This is a genomic window from Geotalea toluenoxydans JCM 15764, assembly GCF_001311985.1.
GTDB classification, from domain to species: Bacteria; Desulfobacterota; Desulfuromonadia; order Geobacterales; family Geobacteraceae; genus Geotalea; species Geotalea toluenoxydans.
The window spans coordinates 125793-145289 of record NZ_BBCJ01000006.1 but is presented as its reverse complement, the minus strand read 5'-3'; the positions used below and the strand labels follow the sequence as shown (position 1 = coordinate 145289).

The 19497-nt window shown below is 53.6% G+C and carries 20 protein-coding genes, 1 tRNA gene, 5 pseudogenes and 1 riboswitch; of the genes and pseudogenes, 13 read left to right on the top strand and 13 right to left on the bottom strand.

The features are described 5' to 3' along the window. Positions 1 to 71: 71 nt before the first annotated feature. Both JCM15764_RS05465 and JCM15764_RS05460 read right to left on the bottom strand, forming a co-directional pair. A complete protein-coding gene (locus JCM15764_RS05465; protein WP_054693421.1) occupies positions 72 to 272 on the bottom strand; it encodes a cold-shock protein in 201 nt (66 codons plus the stop codon). 132 nt (positions 273 to 404) lie between these two features. Beyond that, positions 405 to 755 carry a DUF4136 domain-containing protein gene (locus JCM15764_RS05460; protein ID WP_054693416.1) on the bottom strand — a complete coding sequence of 117 codons (351 nt, stop codon included), beginning with the start codon at positions 753 to 755 and terminating at the stop codon, positions 405 to 407. Positions 756 to 1130: 375 nt separating this feature from the next. Between JCM15764_RS05460 and JCM15764_RS05455 the strand changes: the two genes are divergently transcribed. Together JCM15764_RS05455 and JCM15764_RS21985 are read left to right on the top strand one after the other, a co-directional pair. Then, complete coding sequence (locus JCM15764_RS05455; protein WP_243688422.1) at positions 1131 to 2123, top strand: hypothetical protein; 993 nt, start codon at positions 1131 to 1133, stop codon at positions 2121 to 2123. 5 nt (positions 2124 to 2128) lie between these two features. Continuing rightward, positions 2129 to 2281 (top strand): hypothetical protein, encoded by a 153-nt coding sequence (locus JCM15764_RS21985; protein WP_243688421.1) that lies wholly within the window; start codon positions 2129 to 2131, stop codon positions 2279 to 2281. 230 nt (positions 2282 to 2511) lie between these two features. Here JCM15764_RS21985 and JCM15764_RS21980 read toward each other — a convergent pair whose 3' ends face one another. The 5 genes from JCM15764_RS21980 to JCM15764_RS26150 all read right to left on the bottom strand — a co-directional run bounded on the left by JCM15764_RS21980 (position 2512) and on the right by JCM15764_RS26150 (position 4446). Beyond that, positions 2512 to 2664: a hypothetical protein gene (locus JCM15764_RS21980; protein WP_243688420.1), complete on the bottom strand. Its 153-nt coding sequence runs from the start codon at positions 2662 to 2664 to the stop codon at positions 2512 to 2514. Next, a complete protein-coding gene (locus JCM15764_RS26160) occupies positions 2643 to 2777 on the bottom strand; it encodes a hypothetical protein (protein ID WP_279384289.1) in 135 nt (44 codons plus the stop codon). The genes JCM15764_RS21980 and JCM15764_RS26160 overlap by 22 nt, the downstream gene beginning before the upstream one ends. Before the next feature lie 14 nt (positions 2778 to 2791). Then, a complete protein-coding gene (locus JCM15764_RS05445; protein ID WP_054693412.1) occupies positions 2792 to 3388 on the bottom strand; it encodes a chemotaxis protein CheD in 597 nt (198 codons plus the stop codon). A gap of 163 nt (positions 3389 to 3551) precedes the next feature. Then, positions 3552 to 4028 (bottom strand): DUF4382 domain-containing protein, encoded by a 477-nt coding sequence (locus JCM15764_RS26155; RefSeq protein WP_279384294.1) that lies wholly within the window; start codon positions 4026 to 4028, stop codon positions 3552 to 3554. Then, positions 3934 to 4446, bottom strand: a complete 513-nt coding sequence (locus JCM15764_RS26150) for a DUF4382 domain-containing protein (protein WP_279384288.1) — start codon at positions 4444 to 4446, stop codon at positions 3934 to 3936. The genes JCM15764_RS26155 and JCM15764_RS26150 overlap by 95 nt, the downstream gene beginning before the upstream one ends. Positions 4447 to 4526: 80 nt before the next feature. Continuing rightward, positions 4527 to 4603, bottom strand: a riboswitch (cyclic di-GMP riboswitch). Between the two features lie 255 nt (positions 4604 to 4858). On the opposite strand from JCM15764_RS26150, the gene JCM15764_RS05435 reads away from it, so the two are divergent. Continuing rightward, a complete protein-coding gene (locus JCM15764_RS05435) occupies positions 4859 to 5407 on the top strand; it encodes a class I SAM-dependent methyltransferase (RefSeq protein ID WP_054693409.1) in 549 nt (182 codons plus the stop codon). 238 nt (positions 5408 to 5645) lie between these two features. On the opposite strand, the gene JCM15764_RS21975 is transcribed toward JCM15764_RS05435, so the two are convergent. From JCM15764_RS21975 to JCM15764_RS05425, 3 genes are all read right to left on the bottom strand, one after another. Then, positions 5646 to 5978 carry a hypothetical protein gene (locus tag JCM15764_RS21975; RefSeq protein ID WP_243688419.1) on the bottom strand — a complete coding sequence of 111 codons (333 nt, stop codon included), beginning with the start codon at positions 5976 to 5978 and terminating at the stop codon, positions 5646 to 5648. A 23-nt stretch (positions 5979 to 6001) separates the two neighbouring features. After that, positions 6002 to 6772, bottom strand: coding sequence for a Fic family protein (locus JCM15764_RS05430; protein WP_243688418.1), 771 nt, complete (start codon positions 6770 to 6772; stop codon positions 6002 to 6004). A 278-nt stretch (positions 6773 to 7050) separates the two neighbouring features. Then, a tRNA-Sec gene (locus JCM15764_RS05425) sits at positions 7051 to 7148 on the bottom strand. A gap of 208 nt (positions 7149 to 7356) precedes the next feature. On the opposite strand from JCM15764_RS05425, the gene JCM15764_RS05420 reads away from it, so the two are divergent. Then, on the top strand, positions 7357 to 8040 hold the full coding sequence (locus JCM15764_RS05420) for a hypothetical protein (protein WP_054693407.1): 684 nt from the start codon (positions 7357 to 7359) through the stop codon (positions 8038 to 8040). A gap of 154 nt (positions 8041 to 8194) precedes the next feature. Then, positions 8195 to 9493: pseudogene (locus JCM15764_RS05415) on the top strand (hemolysin family protein). Between the two features lie 66 nt (positions 9494 to 9559). On the opposite strand, the pseudogene JCM15764_RS05410 reads toward JCM15764_RS05415, so the two are convergent. The 3 genes and pseudogenes from JCM15764_RS05410 to JCM15764_RS05400 all read right to left on the bottom strand — a co-directional run bounded on the left by JCM15764_RS05410 (position 9560) and on the right by JCM15764_RS05400 (position 12241). Next, positions 9560 to 10487: pseudogene (locus tag JCM15764_RS05410) on the bottom strand (TerC family protein). 86 nt (positions 10488 to 10573) lie between these two features. Further along, positions 10574 to 11431 carry a zinc metalloprotease HtpX gene (gene htpX / locus JCM15764_RS05405; RefSeq protein WP_054693404.1) on the bottom strand — a complete coding sequence of 286 codons (858 nt, stop codon included), beginning with the start codon at positions 11429 to 11431 and terminating at the stop codon, positions 10574 to 10576. A gap of 234 nt (positions 11432 to 11665) precedes the next feature. Further along, the gene (locus JCM15764_RS05400) at positions 11666 to 12241 is read right to left on the bottom strand and encodes an ANTAR domain-containing response regulator (protein ID WP_279384293.1); all 576 of its coding nucleotides are present in this window, start codon (positions 12239 to 12241) and stop codon (positions 11666 to 11668) included. A 130-nt stretch (positions 12242 to 12371) separates the two neighbouring features. Between JCM15764_RS05400 and JCM15764_RS21970 the strand changes: the two genes are divergently transcribed. The 8 genes and pseudogenes from JCM15764_RS21970 (at position 12372) to JCM15764_RS05370 (ending at position 19482) form a co-directional block, all read left to right on the top strand. Then, positions 12372 to 12659 (top strand): HlyD family secretion protein, encoded by a 288-nt coding sequence (locus JCM15764_RS21970; RefSeq protein ID WP_243688417.1) that lies wholly within the window; start codon positions 12372 to 12374, stop codon positions 12657 to 12659. 32 nt (positions 12660 to 12691) lie between these two features. Further along, positions 12692 to 13381 (top strand): HlyD family secretion protein, encoded by a 690-nt coding sequence (locus JCM15764_RS21965; protein ID WP_500778422.1) that lies wholly within the window; start codon positions 12692 to 12694, stop codon positions 13379 to 13381. A gap of 40 nt (positions 13382 to 13421) precedes the next feature. Further along, entirely contained in the window at positions 13422 to 13664 is a 243-nt protein-coding gene (locus tag JCM15764_RS29350; protein ID WP_439645262.1) for an ATP-binding cassette domain-containing protein, read from the top strand. Then, positions 13661 to 14263, top strand: a pseudogene (locus JCM15764_RS05390) (ABC transporter ATP-binding protein); the annotation flags it as partial. The gene JCM15764_RS29350 and the pseudogene JCM15764_RS05390, both read left to right, overlap by 4 nt. A 78-nt stretch (positions 14264 to 14341) precedes the next feature. Continuing rightward, positions 14342 to 15311 (top strand): annotated as a pseudogene (locus JCM15764_RS27890) (ABC transporter ATP-binding protein). Between the two features lie 223 nt (positions 15312 to 15534). After that, a pseudogene (locus JCM15764_RS05380) lies at positions 15535 to 16667 on the top strand (ABC transporter permease). An 85-nt stretch (positions 16668 to 16752) separates the two neighbouring features. Then, on the top strand, positions 16753 to 17883 hold the full coding sequence (locus tag JCM15764_RS05375; protein ID WP_054693398.1) for an ABC transporter permease: 1131 nt from the start codon (positions 16753 to 16755) through the stop codon (positions 17881 to 17883). A 132-nt stretch (positions 17884 to 18015) separates the two neighbouring features. Further along, positions 18016 to 19482: a sigma 54-interacting transcriptional regulator gene (locus tag JCM15764_RS05370; protein ID WP_054693394.1), complete on the top strand. Its 1467-nt coding sequence runs from the start codon at positions 18016 to 18018 to the stop codon at positions 19480 to 19482. Positions 19483 to 19497 lie beyond the last annotated feature (15 nt).

Here is a 19497-nt window from a genome sequence, read left to right as displayed (position 1 = left end):
TGGCAGGTATCTGAGGTAAAAAAAAGCCCCGGTTTTCACCAAGGCTTATTAAGCATCCATTTGTTCGAGAACTACGTTCTGGTCACATTTGCCGCCTGGAGGCCCTTGGGTCCCCTGGTTACGTCAAAGGTCACCTTATCGCCTTCGGTAAGGGATTTGAATCCGTCACCCGTTATGGCAGAAAAATGGACGAACACATCTTCACCGTTCTCCTGCTCAAGAAAACCGAACCCCTTGCTGTCGTTAAACCATTTTACCGTGCCTTTTTCCATTACTTTTTATCTCCTGGTTGATGTGATTTTATCCGGAGTTTTGCCGGATATTGAAAAAACTCTAACAAATATTTCAAGGTTGTCAAAAGAGGGCTAATTATATTTATTTAATTTTTAAATGCAACAAAAAAATCATATCAAACCCTCCCTGGAGAGGGAGTCTGTAATCTCATCAGCCAGATCCTTGCTCACACTTACGGCATTGGCCGGTTCCGAACTCTCAAAAGTAGCTGCCCAGACCAGTTTGCTGCTGCTTGTATCGAAGAGATGCACCTGTATGGTGGCAACGTTATAGGTGGTGACCACGGGGGGCTCATAAAAGGTCGATGCGCCTCCGTAATAGCCGTACATGTCCCAGTATGGAAATGCTGAGGGATACCAGTAGCCTGGATAATTATCCATATAGCCGGGCTGGACATTGGTCCTTTTTTCCATGTTGGTGGTCTGCATGCAGAGAATCCCTTCGGCTCCCGATTCCTGCACCGCTTTTTCCAGCGCCTGCCTTTTGGCAGAGTATCTCCGTTCTTCAGATACATGTGGGCAGGCACCGCTTCGACACCTCTCTGTTTGAGTTCTGCACTAAGGACGTCTTCATATATTTTCTGGTTACTGTGGTTTTTGGTAACCCGTGAGACCAGCAGCTTCTGATACTTCTTGCCCTGATTCGGCGCATGCCATGAGTCGACCATACGGGTTGCTGCACATGAAGTAATAAACATCATCAACAACAGGAGCACCGGGAATTTTGCATGGAATGGCTGCATGTGGTAACCTCCTAAATGAAGTGTATTTAATTATACCCATGAATCTATTCGGTGCAAGACAGGTTGGGAGCAATGTGGCTGGATCGGGGGAGGAATGCCTCAGAAGGTATTCGAGACAATAAGGACCGGCATCGAGGCCTTTTACGGTGGGGCCGCCGCCCTGGTTGTAAAGTACGATGATGTTTCAAAAGCCGAGCGAAACGGCAGGTTTGCCTTTGCCAGGAAAATAAGGACAGAGGCGGGTGATTTCGCCTTTCACTTCAAGCGGAGCGATATTCCCTTCACCGATACTGAGATAAAATTCGGCGAGGAGCTCGCCTCTGCCTTCCAGGTGCTGTTCAACGGCTTCAAGAAAAACGGCCATGAAGCCCATTACCGGACAGCCCTGCTTTCTTCCCTGATGGATATAGCCATTGCCCGGTATCTGCGCCGTGAGCACCATCGGGCTTTCTGGTCCATCCAGAGGCTCATCCAGCTGCTGAAGAACCTGTCCTATCATCGCAACGAGGGGGTACCGGCCACTACCGGCTTTATCATCTACCGGAAACAGCTGCATGCCTTCCGCGATGCCTGCAGCGGTCCCGAATTTTCCTGGAATGTTTTTAAACCGAACCTGAGTATTTCCCCGGAATTCTTCGCCTCTCCCCTGACATACCGGCTGGTGGACGGCATGGGAACCTACTTTACCAGCAACATCAACATGCGTGTTACCGGCATGATCAAGTTCGACAGTTATGGACACTGCGATGCCGTGGAGCGCCTGTACCATGCCAACACGTTCGGTCTTTTGAACAGGGCAGGGAAAGGGGCTTTTGCCGTGGATATCAACTTCAGTTCCGAGCTGGAGGTAATGACCTGTCCCGACAAGCTCTTTGTCTGGCGCAGGGGAAACTGGAGCCTGTTCGATCCGGACATCTACAAGTATTTTCTCGATGGGAGCATGGACGAACGGGAACAGGAGCTGTTGATCATGACCCTGTACTCACTGTCCAAGATCCGTCACGGTACCATTGTTCTTATCTGCGAGCAAGAAAAGCGAGTTCTGGATTCCCTGAAGAAGGCTCGGTCGGGGGGCATGATTCGCTGAGCAGCATGCTCATCGACCAGGTGAAGGATCTGAAGGTGAGTGATCTGAAGAATTCCGGACAGTTGGTGAGGATTCTTTCCTCTGATGGCCTGACGGTATTCAACGAAAAGGGTGAATTGCTGGATACGGCTGATAATAGACACATCCCTGACCCCTGACCTCATAACCGGCGGGGGGAGAACAACTGCGGCAAGCGCTGCGTCGCTGTTGGGGAAGGTGATCAAGGTCTCGGAAGATGGGCCGATACAGCTCTATGACAAGGGGAAACTGGTATACATGTTCGGCTGACGACAGGAACCCAGGCGTACATCGGTACTTTCCAACCCCTCGCTCCTTTAAGCCCTGCATCTCGGCTGCCTGATCGCATTATTCAAAGGTCCCTGACAAGTCAGATGAAAAAACCGCTCAGGCGTGAATGGAGATCGGTGTCGGTGCCGGCTTCCTTTGTTATCAGCGCTTTGCGCTCCCTGAGGGGCATCAGCTTGATGATATGTCTCCGTGCACCGGCTTCATTGCCGGCTATGGCAGTTGCATGGTGCAAAGGATCGGCAAGGGGAGTCCGTTCCGGTATCCTTCGATGAGCTTGCCGATCTCTTCCCGCCGCTTTTCATCGGTCCATGATCTGTAAATATCAGCACCTATATTTTCAATCATACATACCTTTCCTGTTACCAGATGTCGATGGCCGGCAGAGTCTTTTCCTGCATTTCGATGGCTTTCTGCCAGCAGTCCCGGTCTCTTATGAGGAGGCTTTGGCTTCTGTTCTGGCCAATCTTTCGCACATAAACGGCAAAATCTCCGTTGGAAAAGTGGATAACGCGGCCATGGTCTTTGCCAAGGTCTTCGGCGACAATATCGATATTCTCGTTTTTGAGAAACTCCCGGATGAACCTGCAGTTTACTTCGCTGACACAGGCGAAATTGCCTAATGATTCCCTACTGACCATGATATTGGCCCCGCCGAATACCTTTGCCTTGAGAAAGCGCTTCTGCGCCCCCCTTTTCAGCATCTCGTTGATCAGGAGTTCCATGGCATGAATGCCGTAACGACCGGCTTCTGAGACATAGAGAGGAAGATCCCTGGAATATCGCCGGTTGCTGAGCAGGAAGTGGTTCATGCCAATGACCTTGCCGATCGGATCATAGAGGCATGCGGAAACGCATGAACCGAGCAGGGTCGATATAACGGTGGCGTCGGCTGCGGCGTGAAATTCGCCCGGGTCGAGGATAACCCTTTTAAACCTGTCGATTGTCTCAATTCTCATACCAGATTTTCACATGCGCTTGTTCCGGTGGTGGTCGCTATAATGAGAAAATAGCATAGCAGGATGTGACAAGGAAACAACTATTTACCCATAACCGATGGGAGAAACGGCAGTCTAAGGGGGGCAGGGGCACCGTTGCTCGGTGCCCTGGGGAAGAGTATCGCTACTTCAGAAGCTGGATGATGCCCACGGCAGTCGGATTACCTGTCGTGACCGTTTGCAGAGGGGATGAATAGGGAAGGAAACCGCTCGCGTCAACATGGACACGATAGGTTCCGCTGGGGACGAAGGAGCTGAACGGAACCCGGGGACCGCCGCTTGTGGCGTTGGCGAAAATGCTGCCGGCGGCGATGGCGGTGCTGCTTGCCTGGGGGACGACGGAGACGGTAGCCGTTGACCAGTTGCCCAGGGTCGAGACGTGGCCGGTCAGGGAACCGAAGCTGTTATAAACATCTCCGGACTGAACGATGCGGATGCCGGTCGGTTTGAGGATATACTTCTGATTGTTCTGGTTGCTACCGGTGATGACAATGGCGGTATTGGGGTCAAAATCGATGACGATGGCGTTGATGACTCCCGCCTTGACATCGACTTTCCCGACAATCTTCAGCCCCGACTGCTGCCCGCTGGGGGTATCCAGAGGGATGGTCTGACCCGTTTTCAGCACGACGTAGTTGGCGGTGTTCTGCTTCATTGGGTGCCAGGACAAGCCGGATCTGGTTATACTTCCCGGCCGGCAGAACGACCTCGCCCAGAGCTTCCTGTACAAAGCGCAGCGTCAGGATGTCGATCTTCCTGGGTGTTGTGAATGTGGCGACGACGGGGAGTCGGGCATCGTCGTCCTTGGCATTTTCCAGGCCTGCCGGTACGACGCGGACTTCCTTGATGGTGATGAACACGTTGGCAAAGGCATCACTCTGGGCATCGGTCAGCCCGACCTTGAGTGTGCCGGTGGGGGTGGAACTGCCGCCACCGCCACAACCCGGCAACTGCGAAACCGCCAGTGCCAGCAAAACCGCCAATGTCAATCCCCACAAACTTCTTACCTTCTTAAGCATGACAACCTCCTAGCAGCGAATTTCCCCTTGTTCCCGGCCTTTCGGAAAAAGAAAAGCCGGGGCAGAAATATCGATGACATTTCGGCAACCCGGCTGTCTCAGAGAGACCCTTTAGGCTTTCCGCCCCATCCTCGCGGATGGTTGAGTATTATCGTCTACCACCAGGGGTATTAATGTTGCCGACATTATGCATGGCGTCCGGTGAAAGTCAAGGCATTCAGAAATGGGATTATTGCAGGTGACGCCATATTGGTTAGGATTAATGTGCAGGGTGCGACCTAAGCTTTTTTCGTTACAGGGGGTGGAGAAAACTCTATAAAAAAAGTAGTGTATGTAAAAATTTTGTTGATCATTTTTATGGTAAATGCTTATATGGATTTAGGTTGTATTTAGCTTGAATGTGGGAGGCAATATGAACGCAGCGACCAGCATCATGCGCTATTACAGGTTCTTTCAGCAGCGGAATGCAAGGCGCGTCCTTGATTATGGTGCCGGCAAGCTTCGCAATTCTCTCTTCCTTTCCGGTAAAGGATTTAACGTTTTCGCCGCCGACTTGCCGGAGCAGATAGGCCGGATGAAGGAAGAACCTGCTGCCAGTCGTCTTGCCGGACTGATAGAAGCTACCGAACTGGAACAGACAAGGCTCAATGTGGATCTGGTCATCTCGAATTTTGTCTTTAATATTATTCCTGATGGTCTGGAGAAACAGCTTTATCTGAGAAACACGGTGAGAAACCTGCGCCGGGACGGCTATCTGCTGGTTGAGGTGCGCTGCCGTCAGAACCTGGTACCTTGCGGCAGCGGCTGTACCCATTACATGAAATGCAACAGCTGCATCAAAACCTATTCCCATGATGAGTTGGACAGGCTGGTCAATCCCTACGGCTTCAGACGCATTTGTCATTATTACCGTCACCGGGCACTGGCAGCCGTTTATCAGCTGGTGGACGACCATGGCTGAGAACTCCGGGGGCGACCTCAGGCGTTTATTGCTGTTAAACCAGGCGAGGACCTTTGCTCGCTCTTTCTACTTTCTTGAGATTTTCAGCACACACGGCGCGGAACGTGGATGAAATCCTGTTGTCGCCGGCGGCCCGGCCCCAAAACTCCCTTGCGCACTTTTCTGCCGAACTGAGCTGATTCATTTTTGGCGAGATAACCGGCGTTGGAGTATAGCTCCAACGACAGTTATGAACTGGTTACGAGCGGTCTTCCATTGCCGATAAATTACGAACAAACTGCCGATATTTTGCCGATAAAGTGTAGCCGCGATTTTTTCTGGCGCTGCTCGTCGCCTCAAGGAAGCCCTGGCGTACCCATTCCGTGCAGAGCGTCCGGCAGGTCCGTTCGGAGAGCCCCAGGCATGTCACCAGATTGGCGGTCGTAATCCGTTCGGTCCGGACAAAGAGGGTTAGCACTGCTCGGGCGCGGGGATCGAGAGCGCGTATCGCATCCGGTTCCACAATCACTCCTTCGGCGGCATAGCGAGCGGCCATATCAAGCGCCGCAGCAAAGACCCCGGCCAGCGTCATGGTGAAATACTCCAGCCATGGTGTCAAATCAGTTTCGGCCCTGCTTCGTAGTAGTTGTGGTGCGGATGGGTGGATAAAGCAATGTAGTAAGCGGCCAGGTCGCGAGCGTGCTCCTCCTCCAGCGAGTAGAAGCCATGAAGCCCGTAACCGCCGCTATGGAGCAGGAATGCTGCCAGCAGACGTGCCGTGCGACCGTTGCCGTCATAATAGGGGTGAATGGTCACGAACTGGTAGTGGGCCAAGCCGGCAATGAGCGGCACCGGCATACCCTCTGCCACGGATAGTTTGATCCAGCGGACGAGCTGTGCCATCAGTTGCGGCACATCAGAAGCCTCCGGAGGAAGGTAGACAATGCTTCCCGATGCGGCATCACGGATCACGTTCTGTCCATCACGGTAAGGGGTTGGCTTGGCACGTTTTCCTTGTTCGACCAGGGCATGGAGACGCCGTATCAATTCCTCGGTCAAGGGAACGTCCTTCGCCACCCACTCTTCGACTCGCAGCAGGGCATTCCAGTAGTTGCGAACCTCGCCCGCATCCCGCTCGCGCCCCAGGAAACGAGCGCGCTGCTGCTCGATGGCTTCCGCAGTTTCCGCCAACGTCAAGCGGTTCCCCTCGATTCGGGTTGAATAGTGGGTGGAACGGAGGCGTACCTGACGGCGCAATTCCTCCTCTGCCGCCGGAGCCAACGGCGTATGCTCCACCGCCACCCGCACCGCCTCAATGTTCATCAGGCGGCTGGCAATGGCCGTGGTTATGGTATAGCGTGGATGCCAGGCAGGAGTTTTGGTCATGATGATCTTCTTTTAACGGCAAAAGTTTTGCCGTTATTTTATCACAGCTTTGCCGTTATTCTGCCGTTATTTTTACCATGAAAGGCAAATCCCCTGGAAATTTCACTGGATGGATTCTTTTTGCGCCCTTCCACAAAGGCTATGATGGGTTAAAGTGAGGAGCCAGCTACTGCACCGGCTTTCTTTGAAAGAGGTGTTTCTGGTAGAGGAAATATAAGTTGCAGAAACTGCCAAGTTATGTTTCAAGGGACAGTCAATCAAAACAGTAGGTTAGGGTCTGGCGGAAGCACATGGGAATCGAACCCACCAGGGAGATTTCTCATCCCCCTCACCGGTTTTGAAGACCGGGCCGCCCACCAGCGACGGTCGTGCTTCCCCTTTGTTTTCTGTATAGATAAAGCATCGGGTCTTGCTAGTCAACACAAAGTTTATTTCAGGAAATTTCCCTATCCATATTCGTTATCGCGACCGAAACATGCTTCGGATGCTGCCGGTTTGCCTGAACATTACAGGTGCTTCATTTAGGCAGAACTTTTGCAGGAGGACAAACGCTGTGACAGAAAAAAGGATCGGAGATACCGAACATGAGACTGACGATTTTTGCAGTTATGGCATCCTTCCTGTTTGGCTGCACCAGCTCCTTGCATCCTACCTTGAAAAAGCTGGATACCCTTGAGCCTGGCGTGGTGAAAACGGCGGTGCTGGGTGGGACCATGTATGAAATAGGCTATATCAGGGCTTTACCCGGTTTTGTTGCTTCGGCTAACTACTACCTGCCCGAAATGGACAATCTGGTCTTTCCACCGGTTAAAAAAGGGACTGTCTGGGTGTGCAACGGAAAATTGTCCAGCGGCGATTACCTTTGTCTCTGTCCTGATATTTCCGAAAAGGATGTTACCACCAGCACCGGGATTCCACTGGCGACCAAGCTGCCCCTGTTTATCATCAAGCCCTGGGGGGAGTTTGCCGGCTTGTATTACACCGATACCGATCGGGAGTCCGGGCAGGTAAATCATCTCCACGGGCTTTTTGTTTACACGGATGTTCCTCTGGAAGACAGCTACAAGGCGCGCCTTGTCTACAGCGGCAGAACAGATTCCGTCATTAGCCTCACCTATCAGGAGTTCAACGGGACGATGAAAACCCCGGCGCTTTCCCAGGTCCTGACTTACGAGATGACATCGGCGAATATGATCAACGTGAAAAATGTCATGATCGAGGTGATGGATGCGACCGAATCGACAATTAAATATGTTGTGAAGAACTGAAAAAAACTACAGTTTGTTTCTTCAAAGGGGGGCATTGCCCCTCTTTTTGTTTTGATGCCCAGACTCACACTTGGTGGTGCTTCGGCAATATCAACAGTTGACAAAGCCGGTTGTTGAATGGAAAATGAGAAAATTTTTTTAACGGGAGGATTTTTTGGAAACCGTTTCAGTGGAACTTGTTGTAATTGCAATCCTCATTGTCATCAATGGTTTTTTTGCCTGTTCCGAGTTTGCCATTATCTCGATAAGAAAAAGCAGGGTAGCTCAGCTTGTGGCTGCCGGCGACGAAAGGGCGATGATAATTGAAGCTTTGCAGAAGGATCCCCACCGTCTGCTCGCCATTGTCCAGATTGGGGTGACGGTGGTAGGTTCGACTGCCTCGGCAGTGGGGGGATAATCGCTGCGGAGCACCTGAAGCCACTTTTGCAGCAGGTCCCCTACGAACTGGTCAGTGATGCGGCCGAGCCCCTGGCTGTGTCCATCGTCGTCATCATTGTCTCCTACCTGAGTCTGATTATCGGGGAACTGGTACCGAAGACCATCGGCCTTCAATATGCCGACACCATGGCCTTATATATAGCCAAGCCGTTGAACCTTCTGGCAAGGGTCAGCACCCTCGCCGTTTCATTTCTGACCGTTTCAAGCAAGGCAGTCCTTTCTTTAATGCGCATAAAGGGGGAGGGGCGGGCCTTCATTACCAGGGAAGAAGTGCAGCATATTGTTGCCGAAGGCCATGAAACCGGGGTTTTCAGTGCCGCCGAATCGGAATATATCCGCAATATCTTCGACTTCACCCACACCAGTGTCCGCGAAGTAATGGTTCCACGCACCAGGATGGCTGCCCTCGACCTGGACCTTTCCCGCAAAGAAATGCTGGATTTTGTCCTGGAAAACGAATATACACGCTATCCGGTATTCCATGGCAGCGTGGAGAACATTGCCGGCGTGGTCCACCTGAAGGATCTCCTGGGGCGAATCGTCACCGAGCCTGATTTTGATATCAACACCATTATCCGGCCTCCCTTTTATGTCCCGGAGGGAAAGCGTGTCAATGACCTGTTGAAGGAGATGCAGCGGAAGAGGACCCACATGGCCCTGGTTGTGGATGAATATGGAGGCTTAAACGGTCTGGTGACCACGGAAGACCTGCTGGAGGAACTGGTGGGAGAAATAGAGGACGAGCATGACATCGGACCGGGACGGGTGCAGAGACTGCCTGACGGCAGCCTCATGTTGATGCCCTCATTTCCATCAATGATGTGGAAGACCTGCTTGGCATCAAATTGCCGGAGGATATCCCCTATGACACCCTGGCCGGCCTGATCCTGGACCAGTTGGGAAGGTTTCCGGAGAAGGGGGAACGGTGGAATGGCATGATTACACCCTGGTTTGTGAAGAGGTGAAAAAGACCTCCATAGTCAAGGTGCGGATTGTCGGGAAGAACGGTGATTAGTGATTGGTGATTGGTGATTGGTGTGACGAAATGAGAGAGGGGCGCTTTTGGGCGCCCCTCTCTCATTCAGGCATGTCTGCTTTTCCGTTTGTTGCCGACCATTACCGAGATGAGTATGGCAATGGTCAGTGAGCCGACGATGACGCCCAGGGAAAAATAGATGGGCATTTCGAATACATCGCCGAGCAGCATCTTTGCGCCGACAAAGCAGAGGATGAACGAGACCCCCAGTTTCAGGTAAACGAACATGTCCATGACGTGGGCCAGCAGGTAGTAGAGTGACCGAAGCCCCATTATGGCGAAGACGTTGGATGTGTAGACGATGAACGGGTCGTGGGTGACCGCGAGAACGGCGGGAATTGAATCGACGGCAAAGATCACGTCGCTGGATTCCACCACCAGCAGGGTGAGGAAAAGAGGTGTGGCGGCAATCTTGCCGCACTTTCTGATGAAAAAGCGGTCGCCGGATACCCGCTTGGTGACCGGAACAAATTTCCTCACCAGGCGCACCAGCAGGTTTTTCTCCGGCTCGATATGATCGTCTCCGCCGAAGGCCATTTTTATGCCGGTGACTATCAGCAATCCGCCGAAGACATAGATCATCCAGTGGAACCGCTCGATCAGCGATACCGAGGAGGATGAAGATCCCTCTCATGACCAGCGCACCCAGTATGCCCCATTTGAGGATCTTCGGCTGGTGGTGTTTCGCCACATGGAAATAGGAAAAGATCATGATGAAGACGAAGAGGTTGTCCACCGATAACGATTCTTCTATAACGTAGCCGGTCAGGAACTCCAGCGCCTTGTCCGGCCCCATGAAATAATAGATGCCGGCGTTGAAAATCATGGCCAGGGAAACCCAGACAATGGTCCAGGTGAGGGCCTCGCGGAATTTGACCTCATGGGTTTTGCGGCTGAAAACTCCCAGGTCGATAACGAACATTACGGTCATTACAGTGGCAAAAGCCACCCACATGATTGTCTGATTTGACACAAAGAACTCCTGACAGCATATTTATTTGATTCAAACAGGAAAAAACGAGGAGAGCCTGAAAATTCAGGCTCTCCTCCATCGTTGGATTACCGGGAGCGGTAGGCCATCGCCTCAAGTTTAGCGATCCGCTCTTCCATGGGGGGGTGAGTGGAGAAAAGATTGAGCAGTGCGCCGCCTGTCAGCGGGTTGACGATGAATAGATGGGCTGTTGCCGGACGGGCTTCGTGCATGGGAAGCATCTGTGATGCGTTCTGCAGCTTGCGCAGGGCACTTGCCAGGGATAAGGGGTTGCCGCAGATTTTTGCCCCCGAATCATCTGCCATGTATTCACGGGAACGGGAAACTGCCATCTGGATCAGCATTGCCGCTATGGGGGCGACGATGGCCATGGCCAATCCGCCTATTGCACTTCCCCCTCCTTCTTCGTCGTTATGTCTGCCGCCGCCGAAGATTGCCGCCCACTGGAGCATGTTGCCGAGCATGGAGATAGCGCCGGCGATGGTGGCGGCAATGGTGGAGATGAGAATGTCGCGGTTCTTCACGTGGGACAGCTCATGGGCCATCACCCCTTCCAGCTCCTCTGGGGTAAGGATGCGCAGGATTCCTTCCGTGGCAGCCACTGCCGCATGCTCCGGGTTTCGCCCGGTGGCGAAGGCATTGGGGCTCTCCGACGGGATGATGTAAACTTTAGGCATGGGAAGGCCTGCTTGAATGGCCAGCCTGCGGACCATGCCGTAAAAGGCCGGGTTTTCCATCTCGGTTATCTCTTGGGCACCGTACATGCGGAGAACGATCTTATCGGAAAACCAGTAGGAGAAGGCGTTCATGGCGCAGGCCATGAAAAAGGCGAAGACCATGCCGCTTCTGCCGCCAATGGCGCTGCCCATGGCAACCATCAGCAGGGTGAGGCAGGTCAGGAGCAGGGTAGTTTTCAGTCGGTTCATTTTTAACCTCCATTGAGTTTCGTCCGGGCAAACATAAAAGACCTTTACCCAGACGTGTTGATATCGCGTTGGATAAAGGTCTTGCATGCGTTGACATAAAGTCGTTGCCCCGGGTCCGGGCCTTCCGGCCGTCCTGACGAACTGAGGGTCGGCCATTTCTCCGGCCGATTGCTACTCCCCTTTACTGCTACAAATATATGCAAAGCGGTGGGCTATGTCAAGGATTGTGACAATTTAAGATTCGGTCAACAGGATAGCATCGGCTATCTGGCGCAACGACTTTCGCTTGTCCATGGCCAGTTTCTGCATTTTGCGAAAAGCCTCCGGTTCTGTCAGACCCTGGCTGCGCATGAGCACCCCCTTTGCTCTTTCGATGACCTTTCTGCTTTCGATGGTTTCCTTCAGATCTTCCACCTGTTCCCTGAGTTCGTCCATTTCGTGGGCGTGGGCAAAGGCCAGCTCCAATGCAGGCCACAGGTCCTGATCGCGGAACGGCTTGGTCAGGAATGCGGCCACACCCGCCTCTTTTGCCTTGGCCACTGTCTGCTGGTCCATGCAGGCGGTCAAAAGCAGAATCGGCACTTTAAGTTTCTTGCGGATGGCCTTTGCTGCGCTGATGCCGTCCATTTTCGGCATGGAAACATCTAGAATGGCAATGTCCGGCAGGCGGCTCAAGGCCGATGCAACAGCCGCCTCTCCGTCACTGCATTCTATTATTTCGGCAAAGCCGAGATCCTTCAGCTTATTTTTTAGGCTCATCCTCAGAACCGGCTCGTCGTCGCATATCAGTACGCTTCTCAATAGAATCACCACCTTATCATGATTTTTGCCCTGTAATTCCAGCTCTCTACATTATTGAAACAGCACAAAGCATTCCAAAGGCGATGAAGTGGTGGTATATAGATAGGCAGTCTTGTTACAAATTTTTCAGGAGTCAAAATTGAAAAAGAAAATTGCCATTATTGCCGCACTGGCCATATTGGTGGGGGCAATTGCTTACTTCGTGTTGCGTGAAGAGCCCGATACAAAAAGACTGGCTGTTTCCGGCACCATAGAGGTGGTTTCGGTGGAGGCCAGCTTCAAGGTCCCCGGCAGGATGAAATCCCGCCTGGTGGATGAGGGGGAGACGGTCCGAGCCGGCCAGGTTCTGGCCCTCCTGGAACCGGAGGACCTGAGCCATGACGTGGCACGCCTTGAAGCGGATAGGTCGGTGATGAAGCTTCACTAGCCGAACTTGAAGCCGGGTCGCGCCGCGAGGAAATTGCCCAGGCCCAGGCAGCTGCAGCCAGGGCAGAGGCTGAAGCCAACCGGCTGGAAAAGGAATATCAGAGGGACAAAGCCCTGTTTGCCAGGGAAGTGATTTCCCAGAGACAACTGGATGCATCCGGAACTGCCTTCGAGACTTCCCGGGCGGCTGTCCGCGAGGCAAGGGAGGGGCTGGCTCTGGTGCGTAAAGGCCCTCGCCGGGAAAAGATCGATCAGGCCAGGGGACGGCTTAAGGAGGCGCAGGCGGCCCTCGCCCAGGCTGAGACGAGACTTGGATATGCCACGTTGACCTCCCCCATTTCGGGACTGGTGCTGTCCAAACATGCGGAACCGGGTGAACTGGTGGCTGCGGGCACCCCCGTTGTTACCCTGGGGGACATCACCGATACCTGGCTGCGCGCTTACATCAGCGAGACCGATCTTGGTCGCGTCAAGGTGGGACAAGCGGTGCTGGTGAAGGTAGATACCTATCCAGGCAGGAGCTATCGCGGCAAGGTAACGTTCATTTCTCCGGAGGCCGAGTTTACGCCGAAAAATGTACAGACCGAAAAGGAGCGGGTAAAACTGGTCTACCGCATCAAGATTACGGTGCCAAATCCGCAAATGGAGCTGAAGCCGGGCATGCCTGCCGACGCGGAGATTCTTCTATCTGCGCAACCCTCCTCAATCCCCCCTGTGGAATAGGAGGGTTGCGAACGCAAGTGAGCAGAGGGATGTGAGAATTATGGATGCCATCAAGATCGACAACCTGACCAAACGCTTCGATGCCATGATTGCCGTTGATGGTCTGACACTCACCGTCTCCAGAGGGGAATTGTTCGGCCTGGTCGGTTCCGACGGGGCAGGGAAAACCACCACCATGCGCATGCTCGCCGGCATCATGGACCCAAGCTCCGGTGATGCATGGATCATGGGCAGGCATGTGGGGCGGGAGGGAGAGTCCCTTAAAGGAGCATCGGATACATGAGCCAGCGTTTCGGACTGTATCCCGACCTGACGGTGCTGGAGAACATCCATTTCTTCGCCGATATCCACGGCTTGCCACAAAAGGGGCGACAGGAAAAAATCGACCGGCTGTTGGCCTTCAGTAACCTCACCCCGTTCAAAAAACGTCGCGCCGGTAATCTTTCCGGGGGCATGAAGCAGAAACTGGGGCTGGCATGCGCCCTGATCCATACGCCGCAGGTACTTTTCCTGGACGAGCCGACCAATGGCGTCGACCCGGTTTCGCGGCGCGATTTCTGGCGCATTCTTTATCAGCTGCTCAAGGATGGCGTGACCATCTTCGTCGCCACCGCTTATCTGGATGAGGCTGACCGGTGCAACAGGGTGGGGCTGATCCACAAGGGAAAGCTGGTCGCCTGCGGCACTCCCCAGGAGTTGAAACAGTTGATGCCGGGGGGGATTCTTGAAGTGCACACCGGCAATGCCCGCGCCTGTTTGCAGATTCTGCATCGGAAGCTGGAGGGTTACCAGGTCGGACTGTTCGGCGATCGTCTGCACATTGTCAGCGAAACCCCGGAGAAGACGCAGCTCCTGGTGCAGGACCTGCTGAGGGGCGAGGGTGTCGAAATTGTCAGCATACGGCAGATCGAACCGTCCCTGGAGGATGTATTTATTTCGGTGATGGGGGAGAGGACGGCCATGCCACAGCCGGATGAATATGCCGTGTCCCTGCGCAACCTGGAAAAGCGCTTCGGCGACTTTGCCGCCGTGGACAGGATCAGTCTCGACGTGGGGAAGGGGGAGATCTTCGGCTTTCTGGGACCGAACGGCGCAGGTAAATCCACCACCATCCGTATGCTCTGCGGCATCTTGCCCCCCAGTGGCGGATCGGGAACCGTTGCCGGTTTCGACGTCGTCAACGAGACCGAGTCCATCAAGAAGAACATCGGCTATATGAGCCAGCGGTTTTCCCTCTACGAAGACCTGACCGTCGAGGAAAATATCGACTTCTACAGCGGCATCTACAGGATTGCGCCTGAAAAACGGCAGGTGCGCAAGGATTGGGTCATCAGGATGGCCGGGCTGGAATCCCACCGCAATTCCCCTGCTTCAGTCCTTTCCGGAGGTTGGAAGCAGCGCTGGCACTTGGCTGCGCCATTCTCCATGAGCCCCCATCGTCTTTCTCGACGAGCCCACCTCCGGCGTGGACCCGGCCAGCCGCCGCAATTTCTGGGATCTCATCTACCGCATGGCCGGAGAAGGCACAACCGTCTTCGTCACCACCCATTACATGGACGAAGCTGAGTACTGCGACCGCCTGGGCCTCATCTACCGGGGCCAATTGATCGCCCTGGGAACACCCGCCCAGCTGAAGACGGAGTTCATGACGGAAGAGGTTCTAGAGCTGAAATGTCATGGGGCACAGGAACTGATGGAGGAAGTGGAGGCTCTGGATGGGGTGAAGCATGCCGCCCTTTACGGCAATGGCCTGCATGTGGTGACCGCTGACGGGGAAAAGTCCATTTCAGCTATCCGTGCGCTCTTGGCCGGGAAAGGGATTGCCGCCGACCGGCTGGAGAAGATCGTGCCTTCCCTGGAGGATGTTTTTGTTTCCCTGATCGAGATGCGGGACCGGCAGGATTCTCCCCAGCGGGAGTTCAGCCGCTAGGAGTCTGTCGGACTTAGGGATCGAAGCGAGAGAATGGAAAATCGAGGACGGATATCTGGAAATTTGAGAGCGAATAGTGGACCTATTTGTCGAAAATTTACGGATATCCGGACCGATTTGCCATTTTCGCAGCCGATTCATTCTAAGTCCGACAGACTCCTAGTAATGCCCTCTCTTTTTTACCCCCTGTCCCCCTTTGCAAAAAGGGGGGTAATGAGGAACTATGAAGATACAGCGCATCAAGGCCATTGCCCGAAAAGAATTTCTCCATGTCTTTCGCGACTGGCGCAGTTTGGGGATGGGCATTGCCATACCCATGATCATGCTTTTTCTTTTCGGCTACGCCCTGACCCTGGATGTGGACCGGGTTCCCCTTATCGTCTGGGACCAGAGCAATAGTCCCGCCAGCCGGGAATTTGTCAGCGGTTTTACCGGATCGCGCTTTTTTGCCCTGCAGGGTCATGCTGCCGGTTACCAGGAAATAGAACAGGCCATAGATGACCGCTCGGCGCTGATTGCCCTTGTCGTTCCCCGCGACTTCGCCCGTTCCGTCGAAGCGGGAAAAACCGCGGCGGTGCAGGCCATACTTGACGGCAGCGATCCCAACACCGCCACCTTTGCCCTGGCTATGCCGAGGCCGTTACCGGCAGCTTCTCCCGCAAGGTGGTCCTGGAGAGACTCAACAGAGTGGGGATGCCTCCGTCCCGTGCCGGGATAGACATAAGGCCGCGGGTCTGGTTCAACAGCGACATGGTCTCAAAGAACTATATCTTTCCCGGGTTGATCGCCATTGTCATGATGGTGATCGCCTCCCTGCTTACCTCACTGACCATAGCCAGGGAATGGGAAAACGGCACCATGGAGCAGCTCCTGGCGACGCCGGTGACAGGACCCGAGTTGATTCTGGGAAAGCTCCTGCCGTATTTTGCCATCGGCATCCTCGATCTCGTCCTGTGCGTCATTGTCGGCGAATTTTTCTTCGATATTCCACTGCGGGGAAGCCTGCTGCTGCTTTTTGCCCTGTCTTTGCTGTTCCTGCTTGGTGCGTTGGGGCTCGGCATGCTGATCAGCATTGTCACCAAGAGCCAACTGGTCGCATCCCAACTGGCTCTGGTGGCAACCATGCTCCCGGCCTTTCTTTTGTCAGGCTTCATCTTCCCCATCGACAACATGCCTTTACCCATCCAGTGGGTCACACGGTTGGTGTCGGCCAGCTATTTCGTGGTTCTCATCAGGGGCATTTACCTGAAGGATGTGGGACTGGATATTCTGGCCGTAGAGACTGCCTTTCTGACTGTGTTCTGCCTGGTGGTCATGACGCTTTCCGTATTCAAGTTCAGGAAAAAGATCGAATAGGAAAAACGAATCCACGATTAAACGGTTACTCTGATTTTGAAAACCGCAAAACAAAATCTGCGGGAAGGCTTTACACTGAGGTCCTATGCTGGAACGGCTCAAAGCCATGCTGATCAAAGAGTTCATCCAGGTGCTGCGGGACCGCCGCATGCGCTTCATCATCTTTGTGGTGCCGGCGGTGCAGACGATAGTTTTCGGCTATGCCGTAAATACCGATGTGAGGAATGTGGCAACGGCAGTTTATGATCTGGACAACACCAGGGAGAGCAGGGAGCTGGTGGCCCGCTTCGTTTCCTCCGGATATTTCAATATTAAGGAATACATAGCCCGCGAGAGCAGAGTGCGGGATCTGGTCGATCGCGGCAAGGCAAAGGCGGTGCTGCGCATCGACAGCGGCTTCGGCCGGACCCTTGGCGCCGGCAATACTGCCCCGGTGCAGCTGATACTCGATGGGACCGACTCCAACACGGCCGGTATCGTCCTAAGTCACGCGGTCAGGATTGCCGCCCGTTATAGTGAGGATCTACAGGCAGGACAGCTGGCCAGGAGCAGCGGCCGCGTGCAGTCTCCCGGCGGCGTGCGCCTTGAGAGCCGTGCCTGGTTCAATAGCAACCTGGAGAGCCGTAATTTTTATGTGCCTGCAGTCATCACCAATATCGTCTTCATCATTACCATGCTCCTTTCCAGCATGGCCATCGTCCGGGAAAAGGAGATCGGCACCATTGAGCAGATCATCGTCACCCCCATCAGGAAGACCGAGTTTATCCTCGGCAAAACAATTCCTTTTGTCATAATCGGTTTTATCGATGTGGGACTTATCTCGGCAGTTGGCGCCTACTGGTTCGATGTACCGATCAGGGGAAGTTTCACACTTCTCTTTGCCGCCACCGGGCTTTTTCTCATGAGCTCCCTTGGCATCGGGCTTCTCATCTCAACCGTCAGCCGGACCCAGCAGCAGGCCATGATGAGCGCCTTTATGGTCATTTTCCCCGCCATGCTGCTCTCCGGCTTTGCCTTTCCCATCGAAAACATGCCCACCCCTGTCCAGTGGCTGACCTTGCTCAATCCGATCCGCTATTACCTGGTGATCATTCGCGGTATTTTTCTCAAAGGGACGGGCATGGATATCCTCTGGCCGCAGTTTGCAGCCCTTGCTGTTCTCGGCCTGGTAATCCTTCTCTTTTCCGTGCGGCGCTTTCACAAGACGCTGTCCTGATTTCTTTGCTTCCATTCCACCAGACTACAATTCCAAACAATTAATTTTCCAACTTCCCCGTTGATTGAATAAATCTCCCGGCGTGGTACACTCCATTAATAATTATATTTTAATGTGTGGTTGGAGAAATTTATGTCGCGACAGAGTCCAAGGATAAAAGCGATTCTTCCCGCAAAGCTCGACACCCCTTCATCAAAAATTGAGACAGAAATTATCGATCTTGGTCTCGATGGCGCCTATCTCAAAGTTTTACCTCCTGCTTTCCGCGACAAGATCCCATTGAACACCCAGGTCCTGGTGCAGTACGACCTTTTTGGTCAGGGACTTTTCGAGCATCGGGGAAACATTGTCAGAAAGGATGGACTGGGCTACGGAGTGCAATTTGCCGGCATCGACCGCATGACAAAAAACAAGCTTTGGCAGCTCATTGCCGGGAATTTCAACAACACGGGGAGCTGCCCCTTCTGCGGTGAAAGTTATGGCCTTCTGCCGCCGGTATGCAAAAGTTGCGGCTGGCAGCTGGATTTCAATCCCCCTGGTTATCTTGACTACCATGAAAGGACCTGTCTGCTGAACAGGGTAAACGGCAACCTTGCAAAATTCGATCTGGACCAGCTGCAAAAGGTCTCCGGTTTTATCGATACGGATATCCTCAAGCTGAAAGGGAATGATGACCTTGACCAGTTTGTCGGCACCGGCAAGGCGATGCTGGATGTTTTTGCCAATATCCGCAAGGTGGCGCCCACCGATCTCACGGTGTTGATTTTGGGCGAAAGCGGGACCGGCAAGGAACTCACCGCCCAGGCGATCCACGAAAGAAGCCCACGCAAGGACAAGCCGTTCGTGGCGATAAACTGCGCCGCAATCCCGGATAATCTCCTGGAAGCCGAGCTGTTTGGTCACGAAAAGGGCGCTTTCACCGGTGCACACACCACGAAGAAGGGAAAATTCGAATATGCCGACAACGGCACGATCTTTCTCGACGAGATAGGGGATATGCCTTCCAACCTCCAGGCCAAGCTGCTGCGCTTTCTTCAGGACAAGATCGTGGAAAGGGTCGGCACCGTCGGCGGAAAAAAGGTAAACGTAAGGGTTATTGCCGCCACCAACAGGGATCTTAGCGTGGCCATTGCCGAGGGCAAATTCCGCAGCGACCTGTACTACCGCCTTGACGAATTCGCCATCAACCTGCCACCGGTACGGGAAAGGGGGGAGGATACCCTGATATTGGCCAAATATTTCCTGAACAAGTTTTCACGGGAGGGAGGGCTGGCGAAGACCTTTACCAAGGAAGCCATCGATGTCATCAATAATTACGACTGGCCGGGAAATGTCAGGGAGATAATCAACAAGGTCAGACGGTCCATCGTCATGGCTGCGGGCAGATATGTGACCCCGGCGGATCTGATGCTGGACGTGGCGAAGGTTGAGAACGGAGCAGGCAACAGCGATCTGAGCAGTGCCGTGGCAGTTCTGGAGAAGGAGAAGATCAAAGAGGTATTCAAAAGCTGCAACTACAACATTTCCACGGCTGCCAAGCTGCTGGGGGTGAGCCGCCCCACCCTCTATCGGCGGATGAAGATCTACGGCATAGAGTGAGGTGTAACAAGGGAA

What these genes read in the sequence shown, in the direction of transcription:
- JCM15764_RS05375 (WP_054693398.1), top strand. Translation starts at nt 16,753, where the DNA reads ATGCTGGAACGGCTCAAAGCCATGCTGATCAAAGAGTTCATCCAGGTG.
- JCM15764_RS05370 (WP_054693394.1), top strand. Translation starts at nt 18,016, where the DNA reads ATGTCGCGACAGAGTCCAAGGATAAAAGCGATTCTTCCCGCAAAGCTC.
- JCM15764_RS05435 (WP_054693409.1), top strand. Translation starts at nt 4,859, where the DNA reads ATGAACGCAGCGACCAGCATCATGCGCTATTACAGGTTCTTTCAGCAG.
- JCM15764_RS29350 (WP_439645262.1), top strand. Translation starts at nt 13,422, where the DNA reads ATGGATGCCATCAAGATCGACAACCTGACCAAACGCTTCGATGCCATG.
- JCM15764_RS05455 (WP_243688422.1), top strand. Translation starts at nt 1,131, where the DNA reads ATGCCTCAGAAGGTATTCGAGACAATAAGGACCGGCATCGAGGCCTTT.
- JCM15764_RS05420 (WP_054693407.1), top strand. Translation starts at nt 7,357, where the DNA reads ATGAGACTGACGATTTTTGCAGTTATGGCATCCTTCCTGTTTGGCTGC.
- JCM15764_RS05465 (WP_054693421.1), bottom strand. Translation starts at nt 272, where the DNA reads ATGGAAAAAGGCACGGTAAAATGGTTTAACGACAGCAAGGGGTTCGGT.
- JCM15764_RS26150 (WP_279384288.1), bottom strand. Translation starts at nt 4,446, where the DNA reads ATGCTTAAGAAGGTAAGAAGTTTGTGGGGATTGACATTGGCGGTTTTG.
- JCM15764_RS26160 (WP_279384289.1), bottom strand. Translation starts at nt 2,777, where the DNA reads ATGATTGAAAATATAGGTGCTGATATTTACAGATCATGGACCGATGAA.
- JCM15764_RS21975 (WP_243688419.1), bottom strand. Translation starts at nt 5,978, where the DNA reads ATGACGCTGGCCGGGGTCTTTGCTGCGGCGCTTGATATGGCCGCTCGC.
- htpX (WP_054693404.1), bottom strand. Translation starts at nt 11,431, where the DNA reads ATGAACCGACTGAAAACTACCCTGCTCCTGACCTGCCTCACCCTGCTG.
- JCM15764_RS21985 (WP_243688421.1), top strand. Translation starts at nt 2,129, where the DNA reads ATGCTCATCGACCAGGTGAAGGATCTGAAGGTGAGTGATCTGAAGAAT.
- JCM15764_RS05445 (WP_054693412.1), bottom strand. Translation starts at nt 3,388, where the DNA reads ATGAGAATTGAGACAATCGACAGGTTTAAAAGGGTTATCCTCGACCCG.
- JCM15764_RS05430 (WP_243688418.1), bottom strand. Translation starts at nt 6,772, where the DNA reads ATGACCAAAACTCCTGCCTGGCATCCACGCTATACCATAACCACGGCC.